This window comes from Bradyrhizobium sp. HKCCYLRH2060 (genome assembly GCF_051168135.1).
Taxonomy (GTDB): domain Bacteria; phylum Pseudomonadota; class Alphaproteobacteria; order Rhizobiales; family Xanthobacteraceae; genus Bradyrhizobium.
This window is the reverse complement of sequence record NZ_JBNPUK010000003.1, coordinates 637,505-653,524: the sequence shown is the minus strand read 5'-3', so window position 1 is coordinate 653,524 and position 16,020 is coordinate 637,505. Positions and strand designations below refer to the sequence as shown.

The 16,020-nt window shown below is 67.6% G+C and carries 11 protein-coding genes; 8 read left to right on the top strand and 3 right to left on the bottom strand.

Annotated features, from left to right (window positions below; all coding sequences use genetic code 11):
- The first annotated feature begins 136 nt into the window (after positions 1-136).
- Entirely contained in the window at positions 137-1,633 is a 1,497-nt protein-coding gene (locus ACQR10_RS10720) for a porin (protein ID WP_316218083.1), read from the top strand.
- Positions 1,634-1,825: 192 nt separating this feature from the next.
- Here ACQR10_RS10720 and ACQR10_RS10715 read toward each other — a convergent pair whose 3' ends face one another.
- The gene (locus ACQR10_RS10715; protein ID WP_315716136.1) at positions 1,826-1,990 is read right to left on the bottom strand and encodes a Flp family type IVb pilin; all 165 of its coding nucleotides are present in this window, start codon (positions 1,988-1,990) and stop codon (positions 1,826-1,828) included.
- Between the two features lie 390 nt (positions 1,991-2,380).
- Between ACQR10_RS10715 and ACQR10_RS10710 the strand changes: the two genes are divergently transcribed.
- From ACQR10_RS10710 to ACQR10_RS10695, 4 genes are all read left to right on the top strand, one after another.
- A complete protein-coding gene (locus ACQR10_RS10710) occupies positions 2,381-3,913 on the top strand; it encodes a thymidine phosphorylase family protein (protein ID WP_316182597.1) in 1,533 nt (510 codons plus the stop codon).
- 46 nt (positions 3,914-3,959) lie between these two features.
- On the top strand, positions 3,960-5,552 hold the full coding sequence (locus tag ACQR10_RS10705) for an MBL fold metallo-hydrolase (protein ID WP_316182595.1): 1,593 nt from the start codon (positions 3,960-3,962) through the stop codon (positions 5,550-5,552).
- Positions 5,553-5,810: 258 nt separating this feature from the next.
- A complete protein-coding gene (locus ACQR10_RS10700) occupies positions 5,811-7,928 on the top strand; it encodes an OmpA family protein (RefSeq protein ID WP_434911951.1) in 2,118 nt (705 codons plus the stop codon).
- 12 nt (positions 7,929-7,940) lie between these two features.
- On the top strand, positions 7,941-9,674 hold the full coding sequence (locus ACQR10_RS10695) for a cell envelope biogenesis protein TolA (protein WP_434847177.1): 1,734 nt from the start codon (positions 7,941-7,943) through the stop codon (positions 9,672-9,674).
- A gap of 181 nt (positions 9,675-9,855) precedes the next feature.
- Here the strand turns inward: ACQR10_RS10695 and ACQR10_RS10690 are convergent, their stop codons facing one another.
- On the bottom strand, positions 9,856-11,439 hold the full coding sequence (locus tag ACQR10_RS10690; protein ID WP_434911950.1) for an MDR family MFS transporter: 1,584 nt from the start codon (positions 11,437-11,439) through the stop codon (positions 9,856-9,858).
- Between the two features lie 168 nt (positions 11,440-11,607).
- Positions 11,608-12,120, bottom strand: a complete 513-nt coding sequence (locus ACQR10_RS10685; RefSeq protein ID WP_315804199.1) for a YcgN family cysteine cluster protein — start codon at positions 12,118-12,120, stop codon at positions 11,608-11,610.
- A gap of 341 nt (positions 12,121-12,461) precedes the next feature.
- Between ACQR10_RS10685 and ACQR10_RS10680 the strand changes: the two genes are divergently transcribed.
- From ACQR10_RS10680 to ACQR10_RS10670, 3 genes are read left to right on the top strand one after another with little or no spacing between them, the layout of a single operon-like run.
- Entirely contained in the window at positions 12,462-14,741 is a 2,280-nt protein-coding gene (locus ACQR10_RS10680) for a transglycosylase domain-containing protein (RefSeq protein WP_434911949.1), read from the top strand.
- A 14-nt stretch (positions 14,742-14,755) separates the two neighbouring features.
- Positions 14,756-15,337: a DUF1214 domain-containing protein gene (locus ACQR10_RS10675; protein WP_315716128.1), complete on the top strand. Its 582-nt coding sequence runs from the start codon at positions 14,756-14,758 to the stop codon at positions 15,335-15,337.
- Complete coding sequence (locus ACQR10_RS10670; RefSeq protein WP_315804202.1) at positions 15,334-15,918, top strand: DUF1254 domain-containing protein; 585 nt, start codon at positions 15,334-15,336, stop codon at positions 15,916-15,918. Before ACQR10_RS10675 ends, ACQR10_RS10670 begins: the two co-directional genes overlap by 4 nt.
- Positions 15,919-16,020: the final 102 nt, after the last annotated feature.

Genomic DNA, 16,020 nt, shown 5'->3' with positions numbered 1-16,020 from the left:
ACACTTCATTCAACCATTCCGCCGGTCGCGCCGATCGAGCCGTCGTCGGAATCAGAGGTGTGAGAGCGGCAATCTGGCGAAGCCAGAGGCGACACGCGGGGGGCCGTGTGCATCGCCGTCAACCGGAGAAACGGAAATGAAGACGTTGAGGGGCCTGCTTCTTGGAACGGGAGCAGTGATACTGTCCGCCGCTGCGGCTCAGGCCGCGGATCTTCCGCTGAAGGCCAAGGCCGTCGAATATGTGAAGGTGTGCTCGCTCTACGGCACGGGCTTCTACTACATTCCCGGCACCGACACCTGCATCAAGCTCGGCGGCTATCTGCGTGCCGAGACCGCGCTGTGGACCAACAGCAACTATGGTGGCGCCTATTCGGGGCAGGCCGGCGCCGACAACCGCCTGAGCAATCGCTACCAGACTCGCTCGCGCCAGGATCTGAACATCGATACACGCACCGCGACCGAATATGGCGTGGTGCGCACCTACTTCGAAACCGTGCTGAACTGGACCTCGGGCTCCTACGGCGGCACCGGCGCCGGCGCGACGTCCTACACCGGCGACGCCATCTCGGGCGGCATCGTCGGCGTCTACTACGCCTTCATCCAGTTCGCCGGCTTCACGATGGGCAAGGCGGTGTCGACCTTCGACGCGCCCTGGACCAATTATCCCGGCAACAATTTCGACGGCCTGGTCGGCGGCAGCGGCTCCAACAACGGCGTCAACCAGTTCACCTACACCGCCGATTTCGGCCAGGGCATCACCGCCGCGATCTCGCTGGAAGACCAGACGCAGTTCTTCACCACCAACATCTGGAACACCTCCGGCATCACCGCGGCCGGCGTGCTCGGTGGCAACTACGGCTCGAGCGCCTTCGGCGGCACCGTCGCGCCCGACATCATCGGCATGGTTCGCGTCGACCAGGCCTGGGGCATCTTCCAGGCATCGTTCGCCGCGCATGACAATCATGCGGCCTATTACGGTGCGACCGAGACCTCGGGTCATCCCTCCGACAAGTGGGGCTGGGCCGCGCAACTGGCGCTGTCCATCAAGAACATCCCCACCGGTCCGGGCGACGTCGTCAACCTGCAGGCGGTCTACACCGACGGCGCGAGCCGCTACAACTTCCAGAGCCTCGCCAACACGACCTATTCGATGTACGGCAGCACGGGCGTGGCCGGCGCCTATCAGAGCATCGGCTTCGCCGGCGTCGGCGACGCGGTGTTCGGCACCGGCACGGGCCTGTCGACCGTGCAGACCTGGGGCATGCGCGGCGCCTTCACCCACAATTGGGATCCGCGCTGGAATACGGCGCTGTATGGCGCCTATGCCCAGGTGAAGTATGGTCAGACGGGCTCGGCTCTCGTCTGCGCCGGCATTGCCGCCACTGGCATGCTCACGGCGGGCTCGACCTGCAATCCCGACTTCAATCTCGGTCAGATCGGCCTCATCACCCGATGGACGCCGGTCAAGGGCCTGACCTTCTCGGCCGACGTGACCTACAGCCACCTCGACCAGAAATTCTCGGGCACGGCGATTGCTCCGGCCGTCACGAGCACGGCCAAGCCGGCCGCGACCTACCAGCTCAAGGACCAGGACACGGTGAGCATGCTGCTGCGCGCCCAGCGCAACTTTTGAAGCTGGGCCGTTGAACCTCTGACCGCTCGACGAGCTTCCGGCGATGCCCCCGCCGGAAGCTTCGTTCGTGGAGACGAGCGGCGCGTCGCGAGGGATGGGGCGAAATGCGGCAGGCGTCGTGCGGGTCACGACGCCTGTGATTTGTCGGACGGTGCGCGCTGACCTGATCGCGCCGGCGGCGTGACCGGCCGGCTACTTGATCGAGGTGTTGATCGCGGTGAACTTGCTGCTCAGCCCCGAGCCCAGGCCATTCACGGCCGCCAGGATCACGATGCTCAATCCACCGGCAATGATGGCGTATTCGATCGAGGTCGCGCCAGCCTGATTCTTCAGGAAGCTCGCAATCAACTGCCGCATCTACCTCTCCGGTCGGGCTCGATCATGGGATCGCGCCGGAACGGCGCGCGCAGGCCGGGACGGACGCCCCAGCGAAAACCCTCGGTCATCCGCTTGAACAATCAGTTAACCCGATCAGGTACCTGGCGGGCCCGCCGCGCCGGCCCCCGGCCCCGCCCTTGCTCTCTGATCCGGCACGCAGCCGCGCCGCCGACTGATCCGCAAACATCTGGATTGATTGAGCTTTATTTTCTGCTTGCCACGCCTTCGGCAGGCCGGCCCGGCCATCGCCGAGCTCGGCCCTTGCCCGGACATATTGAGAAAAAATTCGGTCGGCCCGGGGAGACGCCGGCCGCATGATCTGCGTCAACGGCCATGGCGCGGACGGGCTTAAGGGGTATCCTGGCCGCCATGAGCACAACAGATTCCGCCCGTCCCCAGCTCAAGATCCGCAGCGTCGCGCTCGACACCGGCCGCGAGAACGTGGTCGTGATCTCCCGACGCTCGAAGGCGTTGCGGCCCGAGGTCTTCCGCGGCTTCAGCCGCGTCGAGCTGCGCTGCAACTCGCGGACGCTGCTGGCGACCCTTCTGATCACCGACGACGATGCGCTGGTCGGCCCCGACGAGATCGGCCTGTCGGAGCCGGCGATGCGGCGCTTCGCGGAAGCCGCCGGCACGCTGGCGACGGTGTCGCCGGCGACCCCGCCCGAGAGCCTGGAAGCGGTGCGCGCCAAGATCCGCGGCGAGACCCTGAGCGACCAGGCGATCGCGGCCGTGATCGACGACCTCGCCCACTACCGCTACTCGGACATGGAGATCGCCGCCTTCCTGATCGGCTCAGCCAGCTTCATGAGCTCCGGCGAGCTGCTGGCGCTGACCCGCGCGATGGCCAATGCCGGCACGCAGTTGAAATGGCCCGAGCCGGTCGTGGTCGACAAGCACTGCATCGGCGGCATCCCCGGCAACCGCACCTCGATGGTGGTGGTGCCGATCGTCGCCGCCCACGGCCTGACCATTCCAAAAACCTCGTCGCGCGCGATCACCTCGCCGGCCGGCACCGCCGATACGATGGAGGTGCTGGCGCGGGTGAATGTGGGCGCCGACGAGATGAAGTCGATCGTTGCGGCCTGCAATGGCTGCATGATCTGGGGCGGCCACGTCAATCTGTCGCCGGCCGACGACGTCCTGATCTCGGTCGAGCGCCCGCTCAGCCTCGACACCCGTGAGCAGATGGTCGCCTCGATCCTGTCGAAGAAGCTGGCCGCCGGCTCGACGCATCTGCTGCTCGACCTGCCGGTCGGGCCGACCGCCAAGCTCACCAGCGGCGCGGAGGCGATGCGGCTGCGCAAGCTGTTCGAATTCGTCGGCGACCGGTTCGGGCTCAAGGTCGAGGTGATCACGACCGACGGCCGCCAGCCGATCGGCAACGGCATCGGCCCCGTGCTGGAGGCGCGTGACGTGATGGCGGTGCTGGGCAACGAGCCGTCGGCGCCTGTGGACCTGCGCGAGAAGTCGCTGCGGCTCGCCGCGCATCTGCTCGAATATGATCCGAAGCTGCGCGGCGGCGCCGGCTACAACAGGGCGCGCGAGCTGCTCGACAGCGGCGCGGCGCTCAGGCAGATGCTGAAGATCATCGATGCCCAGGGGCCACCGGAATGCCGCAGCGAGCTCGGCGATCTCGCCTTCGACGTCAAGGCCGAGCACGACGGCATCGTCTCCGCGATCGACTGCCTGCGGCTCAATCGCCTGGCGCGTACCGCCGGCGCGCCGGTGAACAAGGGCTCCGGGATCATGCTGTTCAAGAAGATCGGCGATCGCGTCGACCAGGGTGAGCCACTTTATCGCGTGTTCACCTGCGATCCGTCGGAGCATGATCTGGCCGCAGCCGCAGCCGCCGTCAACCACGGCTATGGCTTCGCCGACGGCGCGAATGGTCGTTCGTGATGAACCGTCATCGAGCATCGATCCATCGTCCTCGGGAGACCGCCGCATGAGTGTGACCGTTCGCTTCTGCGGGGCCGCGCATACCGTGACCGGGTCCTGCTGTCTGGTGCGGAGCGGCAAAAGCCAGTTTCTGATCGATTGCGGCCTGTTCCAGGGACAGAAGACGCTGAAGGAGCTCAACTACGGCGACTTCCCGTTCCGTCCCGCCGACATCGACGCCGTGCTGCTGACGCATGCGCATATCGACCATAGCGGCCTGCTGCCGAAGCTCGTGCGCCTGGGCTTCGACGGCAAGATCTTCGCCACCCGCGGCACCATCGATCTGTGCTCATGGATGCTGCCCGATGCCGGCAACATCCAGGAGCAGGAGGTGCTGGCGCTGAACCGCCGCAACATCGCGCGCGGCCGCGGCGAGGTCAGCCCGATCTATACCCAGGCCGACGCCATCGCGGCGATGCAATACTTTCAGCCGGTCGCCTATGAGACCTGGACCGACATCGTGCCGGGCGTTCGCGCCCGCTACTGGAATGCCGGGCATCTGCTGGGCTCGGCCTCGATCGAGATCGAATTCGCAGGACAAGGCGCCGACGGCGCGGCGCTGCGGCTGCTCGCCTCCGGCGATGTCGGGCCCGACGCCAAGCTGCTGCAGCCGGACCCGAAAGCGCCCGAAGGTTTCGACTACGTGATCTCCGAGGCCACCTATGGCGACCGCATTCGCGAGCCGACCACGCCGGAGCTGCGCCGCGGCCGTCTGGCCGGCGAGGTGCGCGACGCGGCGGCGGCCAAGGGCGCGCTGTTGATCCCGGCCTTCGCGGTCGAGCGGACGCAGGAGCTGATCGTCGATCTGGTCGGCCTGATGGAGCGCGGCGAGATTCCGGCCGCACCGGTCTTCCTGGATTCGCCGCTTGCGATCCACGCCACCGAGGTGTTCCGCGCGCATACCGAGAGCCTCGACGGCGGCAGCGATGTCGGCCGTCTGCTGTCGTCGTCGCATCTGCGCTTCACCGAGACCGTCGATGAAAGCAAGGCGATCGCCAAGCTGACCGGCTTCCACATCATCATCGCCGCCAGCGGCATGTGCGATGCCGGTCGCATCCGCCACCATCTCAAGCGCTGGCTGTGGAACAACCGCGCCACCGTGCTGCTGGTCGGCTACCAGGCCAACGGCACGCTGGGGCGCTTCCTGCAGGACGGCGTCAAGGCGGTGCGCATCCAGGGCGAGGAGATCAAGGTCGCGGCGCGCATCCGCATGATGGACGACTATTCCGGCCACGCCGACGGCACCGAGATCGCCCGCTGGATCGCGGCCCGCCGTCCGATCGCGCGCGGCCTGTTCCTGTCCCATGGCGAGGAGGCCGCGATCACGGCGCTGGCAGCACGCGTCGCCGAGCGCATCGTGCCGACCGCGAAAGTGTTCTCCCCCCTGCTCGACGACGTCTACGAGCTGACGACCGCGGTGCCGACGCCGCTCGACGTCGCACGCCGGCGGCGGCTGGCGCCGGAGGCGGTCACCCGGCTGGACTGGCACAACGACATGTCCGGCCTGCTGCTCGACATCCACGAGCGGATCGAGCAGGCCGCCGACGACCGCGCCCGCGGCGTCATCATCCGCCGCCTGCGCCGGGCGCTGGAAGAGTGATGCGAGCGGCGCCGCCGCGAAGGCTGCGCGCCTGCGATGTTCGTCGTCGAACGGTCACACTTTGATCGCACCTTGAGGACGATCAGGTGCGGTGCGAAGCTCGCAGACGGCGACGCTCCCCCAGCTTGTGCATATTGAAACACACAACGTGCCGACGGCTGGTCTCCGGGAGCTGTTCTGATAGGCTCGGCACGTGGTTCATAACAACGGAACGATCCGGGTGAACCGGGCGCAGGTGGGGAAACGAGGGGCTCTCACATGCATCAACCATCGAAATGGTGGGCGGGACTGATCGCTGTTGCCGTGCTGTGGCTCGCCGCCATGAGCTTCAAGACGGCTGATGTCGAGGACGACATTGCGCCGCGAGTCCGCGCCGCCATTGCCGCCGCCGTCCCCGATACGGCCGCAGCGCTCAAGGTCTCGGTCGCGGGCCGCGACGTTCGCATCGCAGGGCCGGAGTTCAGTCCCGACCAGTCGACGAAACTGGCAGACGCCGCCACGGTCAATGGCGTCCGGCTCGTCGACGGTACCTACGACAAGCTGCCGACACCGAAGCCCTATGCTTTCCGCGCCACGCGAAACGGCGGCCAGCTCGTGCTCGAAGGCGCGGTGCCGACGCCCGCCGTTCGCAATGCCGTGCTCAATGCCGTCCGTTCGTCCGGCGGTGAGGTGGTCGATCGCCTCTCCTATGCACTGGGGGCTCCGGCCGACTTCGCGGCCATCGCAAGCCACGGAGCGGTCCAGGCCGCCAAGCTCAATGGCGGCACGTTCGCGCTCGCGGACAAGGCCTATTCGATCGCAGGCGCCGCCGCCTCATCGGACGTCTACGAGGCCGCCGTCGCCGCGACGCGGCAGCTGCCGGGCGGCGCCGTGCTCGACAAAATGGCGATCCTGCCGCCGGAGGCAAAGCCCTTCATCTGGAGCGCGGTCCGCGAGGGCAACACGCTGGTGATGTCCGGCGTCGTCCCGAACGACGACATCAGGCGCGCGCTCGAGGCCGCCGCGACCAAGGCCTGGCCCGGCACGTCGGTGATGCATCAGATGCAGATCGCGCGCGGCGCGCCTGACGGCGATTTCGGTGCCTACGCCTCCTATGCGCTTGCGGAGCTCGCCAGGCTGAGCACGGGCCGGGTCGTCATCTCCGACGCCACCTACGCGATCTCGGGCGAAGCACCCTCGACCGCCGCCTACGACGAAACGATGGCCGGCGTCGGCAAGCTGCCGGCCGGGCTGACCTTGGCGAAGGCCGACATTCTGCCGCCGGAGATCAATCCCTATCGCTGGTCGGCGGAGTTCGACGGCACCGGCCTGAGCCTCACAGGTCTCGCGCCGAGCGCGACCGCCCGCGAGGCGATGCTGGCCTCTGCCAGCGGACAGTTCGACGGCAAGCCGATCAAGAGCCAGATCGGCATCGCCCGCGGCGCCCCCGATGGCGACGTTGCCAAAGCGAGCGCGAGCCTGCTGCAGCAGCTCGCCAGGCTTGCGCAGGGGCGCGCCGAGATCAACGACACTCAGGTCTCGCTCAGAGGCGTGGGACTCGCCAATGTCACCGGCGCGACCCTGCGCGAGCAACTGGCCGGCGCCCTGCCCGCGCCGTTCGCGCTCGCATCCATCGACGTCCGCGACGGCCCGGTCTCGCCCTACGCGTTCGGACTGCAGAAGCAGGACGGCCGTGTCCTGCTGAGCGGCTATGTGCCTGATGACGCCGCCCGCCGCGATCTCGTCGACGCCGCCACGACGACCTTCATCACCGAGACGGTCGAGGACGGCCTGAAGATCGGCGACGGTGCGCCAAAGGATTACGTGCAGTCGCTGAAGGCGACGTTCCCGGCGCTGGCGCGGCTGTGGTCCGGCGCGCTGACGGCGAAGGACGCGGCGATCACGGTCGACGGGCTCGCCATCTACGACAAGTCGGCCGAGCAGGTCCGCAAGGAGCTCGCCGACGCGGTCGGCAGCGGCTTCAAGCTCGACGACGTCAAGATCGGCCTCAAGCCGGAAGGCCCACCATTGGCGGTCGCGGAGTGCCAGCCGGCGTTCAACGGGCTGCTCGCCAAGGGCCGCATCCGCTTCAGCACCGGCAGCGCCGAGCTGAGCCGCGCCTCGCTGGCGCTGCTCGACCACCTGATCGAGGTTGCGCAGCGCTGCAAGGACGCCGAGATCGCGATCGAGGGCCACACCGACAATGTCGGGGACGAAGCTGACAACATGGACCTCTCCAAGCGCCGGGCGGCGGCGGTGGTCGGCTATATCGGCGACGCCGGCATCGACACCTCGCGCATGACCTCGGAGGGCTACGGCCAGAACAAGCCGGTCGCCTCCAACGACACGGCCGAAGGCCGCGCGCAGAACCGCCGCATCGAATTCGTCGTCAAGTGAGGCGCTGACATCATGATGTACGACCTTGCGACATTTCCGTTCTGGATCATCCTCGCCGCCGGCATCGGCGGCTTTGTCGGCTGGCGCACCTGGTCGGACGAGCCGCGGCCGGACTGGCTGAGAAGCTGGCTGCTGCCGGCGACGCTCGCCCTTGTCATCGGGATCCTGATGGCGCTGCTGAGCGTGCTGCCCGGACGTGCCGGCCTGTGGCTCGAGGTCGGCCTGCTGATGGTCGGCGCCTATGTGCTCGGCTGCCTGATCGGCGGACAGCTCAAGGAATATGTCGGGCTGGGTGACACCAGTGCGATGTCGCCGGGCGGTCCTGGAAACAGCGTCGCGTTCGCCGGCGCAACCGCGGCGGCTCGTCCTTGGGCGGACAGCCCTTCCCCGGCTTCGCAAGCTGCAGCCAGCGTCGAGGCCGACCGCCTCGCCACTGAAGCTGCCGCAAAGGCTGAAGCCGAACGTGTTGCGGCCGAAGCCGCTGCAAGGGCGGAGGCCGAGCGGCTGGCCGCCGAGACGGCCGCAAAGGCCGAGGCTGAGCGGCTCGCCGCGGAAGCCGCGGCAAGGGCCGAGGCTGATCGTCTGGCGGCTGAAGCCGCAGCGAAGGCCGAAGCCGAACGTCTCGCTGCCGAGGCGGTGGCGAAGGCCGAGTCCGATCGCCTTGCTGCGGGGGCCGCCGCGAAAGCCGAAGCCGACCGCCTCGCTGCGGAAGCCGCCGCGAAAGCAGAGGCCGATCGTGTTGCGGCAGAAGCGGCTGCGAAGGCCGAAGCTGAACGCTTGGCCGCCGAAGCAGCGGCGAAAGCCGAAGCGGACCGTCTTTCGGCGGAGGCCGTTGCGAAGGCCGCGGCGGAAGCTCAGCGTCTCGCGGCCGAAGCGACCGCCAAGGCCGAGGCCGATCGCCTGGCCGCCGAAGCGGCCGCACGGGCGGAAGCCGATCGCCTCGCCGCGGACGCCGAGGCGGAACGGCTCGCAGCCGAGGTGGCCGCATCAGCGGCCCCGGAGAGCCCGGCCGCGGCCGACGACAGACCGCCGGCCCTGCCCGCCCCCGAGGGCGCCGCGGACGATCTCAAGCTCATCAAGGGCATCGGACCCAAGAACGAGCGCATCCTGAACGACATCGGCGTGCATCATTTCAGCCAGATCGCGGCGTGGTCGCCAGCGCATGCCGACTGGGTCGGCCATCACATGGCCTTCCCCGGCCGCATCGAGCGCGAGCATTGGATCGCGCAGGCCAAGCTGCTCGCGGCCGGCCTCGACACCGCGCATTCCAGCGCGGTGAAGTCCGGCGCGATCACCATCGACGAACACGCCGACACGCCGCTGAGCGAGGACGAGGCGAGCTACCTCCTGGCCCACCTGCCGGCGCTGATGCCGCCCGTCGAGAACGAAGACGCCCATGGCGGCGCCCGCCCGCTCGGGCTCGTCGCGCCGCGCGGCGGCCAGGCCGACGATCTCAAGCTGATCAAGGGCATCGGCAAGCAGAACGAGGCGCGGCTGCACGGCCTCGGCATCTGGCATTTCGCGCAGATCGCGGCCTGGACCGCCGAGCACGCCAAATGGGTCGGCTCGTATCTGGCGTTCGCAGGACGGATCGAGCGCGAGCAATGGATCAGCCAGGCCAGGGAGCTGGCGAGCGGCGGCACGACCGAATTCGCGAAACGCGTCGAGGCCGGTCTGGTGAAGTCATCGCTCGACGATGGCTCGCGCGGGCAGGACAACATCGAAATCGTTCAGCCGCGCGAGTAGCTGCGCCGACGGGCGAACCGTAGGGTGGGCAAAGGCGCTGTCGCGCCCTCGCCTCACGCGCGCTCGTGGTGGCGCCGTGCTCACCGTCTCGCCGCGGCCGTGCTGGACGATGGTGGGCACGGCGCGCGACAGCGTGCTTCGCAGGGCTGTCCTGCCGGGCGCCTTTGCCCACCCTACGGCCCTATTCCGCCAGCTCCACGGCCTCATTCCGCGACGGGCCGGCCAGCGGCCGCTCCTCCATCAGCATCATGCAGACGGAGGCGCAGGCGAGCATCGCGGTGGCCGCGGCATAGACGAAGCGGAAGGCATGGATCATGTCGGCTTCCGCAATGCCGCTGACGGCGCCATGAGCGCCCTCTGCCAGCGAGATGTCGGCGCCCAGCGCCATCAGCAGGATGGCGCTGAAGGCCGCGACCGTGAACGAGGACATCATCGAGCGGAAGAAGTTCATCGCGCCGGTGATGGTGCCGATCTGGGAGCGGTCCACCGCGTTCTGCAGCGACACCACCGAGATCGGGAACGCAGTGCCAAGCCCGATGCCGTAGATCGACAGCAGCACCATCAGCACCCATAGCGACGGCGTCGTCACCGTCATGACCGCGGCGGCGATGGTGCCGATGATCGTGCCCACGATGGCGACGCGCTTGTAGTGCTTGACCCGGGCCATGGTACGACCGGCAATCGCGGCACCGAAGGTCGAGATCGCCGCGATCGGAATCAGGCCGAGGCCGGCCTGGCTCGGGGTCAAATGATAGACCAGCTCGTAGTACAGCGGCAGATGGACCGTGAGCCCGATCAGCGCGCCGAGGGCGCAGCCGCTGGCCAGCATGCCGTAGGGCACGACCGTGCCGCCCATCAGCGACAGCGGCAGGAATGGCTCATCGGCCCGCTTGGCGTGCCAGACGAAGGCGAGACCCAGCGCCACCGCGCTGCCGATCATCGCGAGCAGCGTGGGCGACAGCCAAGCCAGCTTGTGCCCGCCCCAGGTCAGCACCAGCATGAACACGACGGCCGAGGCCATCAGCAGCAGGCCACCGGCCCAGTCGACCTTGCGCAGCCGGTGATAGACCGGCAGCCGGCCCATCTTGGGCAGCAGCAGTGCGAGCGCGGCGATCGCGAGCGGGACGTTGATCCAGAAGATCATCGACCAGTGCAGATGGTCGGCGAAGAAGCCGCCGATCACCGGCCCGAGCAGGCCGGCCAGCAGCCAGACGCCGCTGAAATAGGCCTGATACTGGCCGCGCTCGCGCGGGCTGACGACGTCGGAGATCACGGTCTGGACCACCGGCATGATGCCGCCGCCGCCGAGCCCCTGCAGGCCGCGGGCAAGGATCAGCACCGGCATGTTCGGTGCCAGCGCGCAGACCACCGAGCCGACCACGAACAGGCTGAGCGCGGTGATGATCATGGAGCGGCGGCCATAGATATCGCACAGCGTGCCGAACACCGGCGCCACCGCGGTCGACGCCAGCAGGTAGGCCGTGATCACCCAGGACAGGTTGGTCACGTCCTGGAACTCGCGGCCGATGGTCGGCAGCGCCGTCGCCACGATGGTCTGGTCGAGCGCGGCCAGGAACATCGTCAGCAGCAGGCTCATCAGGATGGTGCGCACCTCGGCCTGGGTCAGCGGCACCGGCGGCGCAAGCGACGGCGCATCCTCGATCGCCTGAACCTGCGGCGGAATGGCCGGCAGCTCGGCGGCAATTTCTTCAGGCAGGGACTGGGACGCGGCAGGGTAATGCGTCCGCCGATCAAACTTGTTCATGGGATGAATGCTGTGCCCGGGCGCGACATCGCCGCGCGGATTCGCCGACTGGCGAACTACTTAAGGCATAATTTTCCCGTGCGGCAGCGGGTCGGGTGCATGGGTGCATTCCGACAGCACGGGAACGGTCGCATCATCGTGACTTGCTGCGGGCGCGAGGTGATCGCGCTATTTCGGCCGACGCTTCAGCTTGGCCCGCTTCGGCAGCAGCACCGGCCACTGCACGATGTGGTCCTCGAGCTGGTCGTCCGGAACGTCCTCCTCGGTGCCCTCGACCCGGCCGCGCACCGAGACGCCGGCTTCATGTACCGTCTGAGGATCGCCCGAGATCAGAGGATGCCACCAGTAGAGATCGCGCCCCTCCGCCACGAGGCGGTAGCCGCAGCTCGGCGGCAGCCACGTCAGGGTGCGGACGTTCTCAGGTGTCAGTCGAACGCAATCCGACACCTGTTCGGAACGATTCGGGTAGTCCTTGCAAGCACATAGCCCGGCATCCAAGAGTTTGCAGGAAATGTGGGTGAAGTAGATGTCGCCGGTATCCTCGTCTTCCAGCTTCTCCAGGCAGCAGCGCCCGCAGCCATCGCAGAGGCTTTCCCATTCCGCCTCGGACATCTCTTCCAAGATCTTGGTTTTCCAGAACATTCCCTCCTGGCCCGAGGGACGTTTGAGCGGTGCGGTCATCGGGCGATTCTCAAAGAGGGCGTGTGGCGTGGCCGCCATCTAGGTGCCCGGCCCCGAGCCGCGCAAGGGCTTTGCCTGCCACAGCGGCACGTTAGCTTTGTGCATCAAATTGTGAGCGGAACCATTGGTTTGTGACCCCCGCTCGGCTAGATAGATGATTGAGTCACTCCGGCGGCGGCGCCGGCACGCGGCTTGGGGTCAGGTGCTCGGGTTCGGGCGGCTGACTGTGCAGTGCCATGGGTTTGCCGCAACAATCGCGCAAGACCCTTCGATGGCCCCCAGCCCACTTGCTGAGTGCTTTCGAAGCCAGCTGACACGCTTTCGAAACGACCAGGGTTCCCGTGCGGCAGATCATTCCAGACGATTGGAAGAAGCGGATCAACAATTTCCGCCTGGATCTCGACGCCCGCTTCGATTCGGCGCTGTTCTCCTCCCTGCGCGGCACCCGTGAGCTCTACGAGCGCTATTCCGCGTTCATGGACCGCTTCTATGTCGGCGGCTGGAAACGCTGGGTGTTCGTCGAGCCATTGTCGGAGGCCGCCACGATCGGACTCGGCGGCCTGGTGCTGATGCTGGCGCTGGCGATTCCTGCCTTCCGGGAGACCGCCGACGAGGACTGGCTGAAGAAGTCCGACCTCGCCGTCACCTTCCTCGACCGCTATGGCAACCCGATCGGCAGCCGCGGCATCAAGCACAACGACTCGATCCCGCTGGAGGACTTCCCGGACAATCTGATCAAGGCGACGCTCGCCACCGAGGACCGCCGCTTCTACGACCATTTCGGCATCGACATCGCCGGCACGGCGCGTGCCCTCGTCACCAACGCCCAGGCCGGCGGCGTCCGCCAGGGCGGCTCCTCGATCAGCCAGCAGCTCGCCAAGAACCTGTTCCTGTCCAACGAGCGCACCATCGAGCGCAAGGTCAACGAGGCGTTCCTGGCGATCTGGCTCGAAACCCGCCTGACCAAGAACGAGATCCTCAAGCTCTATCTCGACCGGGCCTATATGGGCGGCGGCACCTTCGGCGTCGACGGCGCGGCACACTTCTATTTCAACAAGTCGGTGCGCGACATCAACCTCGCCGAAGCCGCGATGCTGGCCGGCCTGTTCAAGGCGCCGACCAAGTTCGCCCCCCACATCAACCTGCCCGCCGCCCGCGCCCGCGCCAACGTCGTGCTCGACAACCTGGTCGATGCCGGCTTCATGACCGAGGGCCAGGTGTTCGGTGCCCGCCGCAACCCGGCGTTCGCGGTCGACCGCCGCGACGAGAGCTCGCCGAACTACTTCCTCGACTATGCGTTCGACGAGATGCGCAAGCTGGTCGACACGTTCCCGAAGTCCTACACCGAGCGCGTCTTCGTGGTGCGGACCTCGATCGACATGACCGTGCAGCATGCGGCCGACGAGGCGATCGAGAACCAGTTGCGCCAGTTCGGCCGCGACTATCACGCGACCCAGGCGGCAACGGTCGTTTCCGACCTGGACGGCGGCATCCGCGCCATGGTCGGCGGCCGCGACTACGGTGCCAGTCAGTTCAACCGCGCCGTCGACGCCTACCGGCAGCCGGGATCCTCGTTCAAGCCGTATGTCTACACCACCGCGCTGCTGAACGGCTTCAAGCCGACCTCGATCGTGGTCGACGGCCCGGTCTGCATCGGCAACTGGTGCCCGCAGAATTATGGCCATTCCTATTCGGGCTCGGTGACGCTGACGCAGGCGATCACCCGCTCGATCAACGTCGTGCCGGTCAAGCTGTCGATCGCGCTCGGCGGCAAGGAAGGTCCGAAGGCCGGCCGCGCCAAGATCATCGAGGTCGCGCGGCGCTTCGGCCTCAAGGCGCCGCTGCCCGACACCCCGTCGATGCCGATCGGCTCCGACGAGGTCACGGTGCTGGAGCATGCGGTCGCCTATGCGACCTTCCCGAACAAGGGCAAGGCGGTGACGCCGCATTCGGTGCTGGAGGTCCGCACCGGCGCCGGCGACCTGGTCTGGCGCTGGGACCGTGACGGGCCGAAGCCGAAGCAGGCGATCCCGGCCTCGGTTGCCGCCGACATGGCGGGCATGATGAGCCACGTCGTCAGCGAAGGCACCGCGCGCCGCGCCGCACTCGACGGCATTCCGACCGCCGGCAAGACCGGCACGACCAATGCGTATCGCGACGCCTGGTTCGTCGGCTACACCGGCAACTTCACCTGCGCGGTCTGGTACGGCAATGACGACTATTCGCCGACCAACCGCATGACCGGCGGCTCGCTGCCGGCGCAGACATGGCACGACATCATGCTCGCCGCGCATCAGGGCGTCGAGGTCAAGGAGCTGCCCGGCGTCGGCATGGGCGAGAAGCTGCCGCAGTCCGCGTCCGCCGCGATGGCACAGGCCGGCCAGCCGAAGACCCTGGAGATCAAGCCCGGTCCGCCGCCGATCCTGACCCGCCGCGGCGCCGAGGTGCTGGTTCAGGTCGAGAAGATGCTCGACGATGCCGCGCGCGTCGCCGAAAAGAGCGCGCCGGTGGATCCGCGCAAGCCCGCCAAGCCGGTCTCATCGAGCGCGCTGGCCTTCCCCGAGAACTACGCCGCGGCAACGGCCGACGGCGTCGCCACCCCTGCCTTGCGCAAGAACTGACGTCAGCGATCCCCGTGCGGCTGCTCTTCATCACCTTGGTCACGCTCCTGATCGCCACCGGCGTCGGCATCGGCGCGACCTGGATGACGACGACCCGCGGCACCGAATTCGGCACGCTGACGATCGGCGCCTGGACGGCGCGTCCGAAAACCGGCACGGCCGATGTCGACCCCTATGCGCGCGCGACCATCACCCGCAATGGCGAATTGCCGATCGGCACCGGCGACGGCGTGGCCTTCACCGCCACCACAGACGACAAGAGGAAGCCGCTCGACGGGCGCTGCGACATCCTCGTCAGCGGCGTGACGCCGCCCGCCCGCTTCTGGACGCTCACGCTGTACGACCGCAAGGGCCACCTCGTCGCCAACACGCTGCAGCGCTACGGCTTCACCAGCCAGGAGCTGGTGCGAGGTGCCGATGGCTCGTTCGAGATCCGTGTCGCCGCACGCTCGCGCTCCGGCAACTGGCTGCCGACCGGCGGCATCGAGCGCTACGCGCTGATGCTGCGGCTCTACGACACGCCGGTCGGCGTCGCGACCCGCACGCAGCGCGACGCGCCGATGCCCTCGATCACGACAGTAGGCTGCCCATCATGATCCGGCTGCTGTTCACCATCGTGGTCGGCGTGCTGCTCGGCGGCGTGGTCCATCTCGTCAGCGTGCTGGCGCTGCCGCGGATCTCGACCCAGGACGCCTACTCCCGGCTGACGCCGATGACCAAGCTGAACGCCGTGACGCAATTGCCATTGGCCGATCCCGGCAATTCACCGATGCCGTTCATGGATCCGGCGTTCGCGATGGCGATCTGCCGCTACGATCTGTCCGACGGCCCGCTGAAGCTCACGGTCCCGGTGAGCCAGGCCTATACGTCGGTGTCGTTCTACACGCGCAACGAGATCGCGTACTACGCCATCAACGACCGCTCCGCCGGCAAGCGCGTGATCGAGCTCAACCTGATGACCGAGGCGCAGCACGAAGACCTGCCCGAGGACGAGGAGATCACGGCCGCCGACCGGCTGATCATCGATTCGCCGACGACGACCGGTTTGATCGTGCTGAAGGCCCTGGCCGCCGAGCCGGGTCTCATGCCGCAGGCGCAGGCCTCCCTTGCAGCGGCGAGCTGCGGCGTACAGACCGAGGCACCGGCCAAGGCCGAGAAGCCGCGCGGCAAACGATAAGTCAATCCGACGTCCGGAATGAATTTGACAACGCTCTCTTCATCCTTGGTGGCATAGTCGTCGTCGCGCGCCGCTGCTATGACGTATCAGGACGGCGGCGCT

Excerpts from the sequence above, each read along its gene's own strand:
- ACQR10_RS10720 (WP_316218083.1), top strand. The coding sequence starts at position 137 with ATGAAGACGTTGAGGGGCCTGCTTCTTGGAACGGGAGCAGTGATACTG.
- ACQR10_RS10715 (WP_315716136.1), bottom strand. The coding sequence starts at position 1,990 with ATGCGGCAGTTGATTGCGAGCTTCCTGAAGAATCAGGCTGGCGCGACC.
- ACQR10_RS10710 (WP_316182597.1), top strand. The coding sequence starts at position 2,381 with ATGAGCACAACAGATTCCGCCCGTCCCCAGCTCAAGATCCGCAGCGTC.
- ACQR10_RS10705 (WP_316182595.1), top strand. The coding sequence starts at position 3,960 with ATGAGTGTGACCGTTCGCTTCTGCGGGGCCGCGCATACCGTGACCGGG.
- ACQR10_RS10700 (WP_434911951.1), top strand. The coding sequence starts at position 5,811 with ATGCATCAACCATCGAAATGGTGGGCGGGACTGATCGCTGTTGCCGTG.
- ACQR10_RS10695 (WP_434847177.1), top strand. The coding sequence starts at position 7,941 with ATGATGTACGACCTTGCGACATTTCCGTTCTGGATCATCCTCGCCGCC.
- ACQR10_RS10690 (WP_434911950.1), bottom strand. The coding sequence starts at position 11,439 with ATGAACAAGTTTGATCGGCGGACGCATTACCCTGCCGCGTCCCAGTCC.
- ACQR10_RS10685 (WP_315804199.1), bottom strand. The coding sequence starts at position 12,120 with ATGACCGCACCGCTCAAACGTCCCTCGGGCCAGGAGGGAATGTTCTGG.
- ACQR10_RS10670 (WP_315804202.1), top strand. The coding sequence starts at position 15,334 with ATGATCCGGCTGCTGTTCACCATCGTGGTCGGCGTGCTGCTCGGCGGC.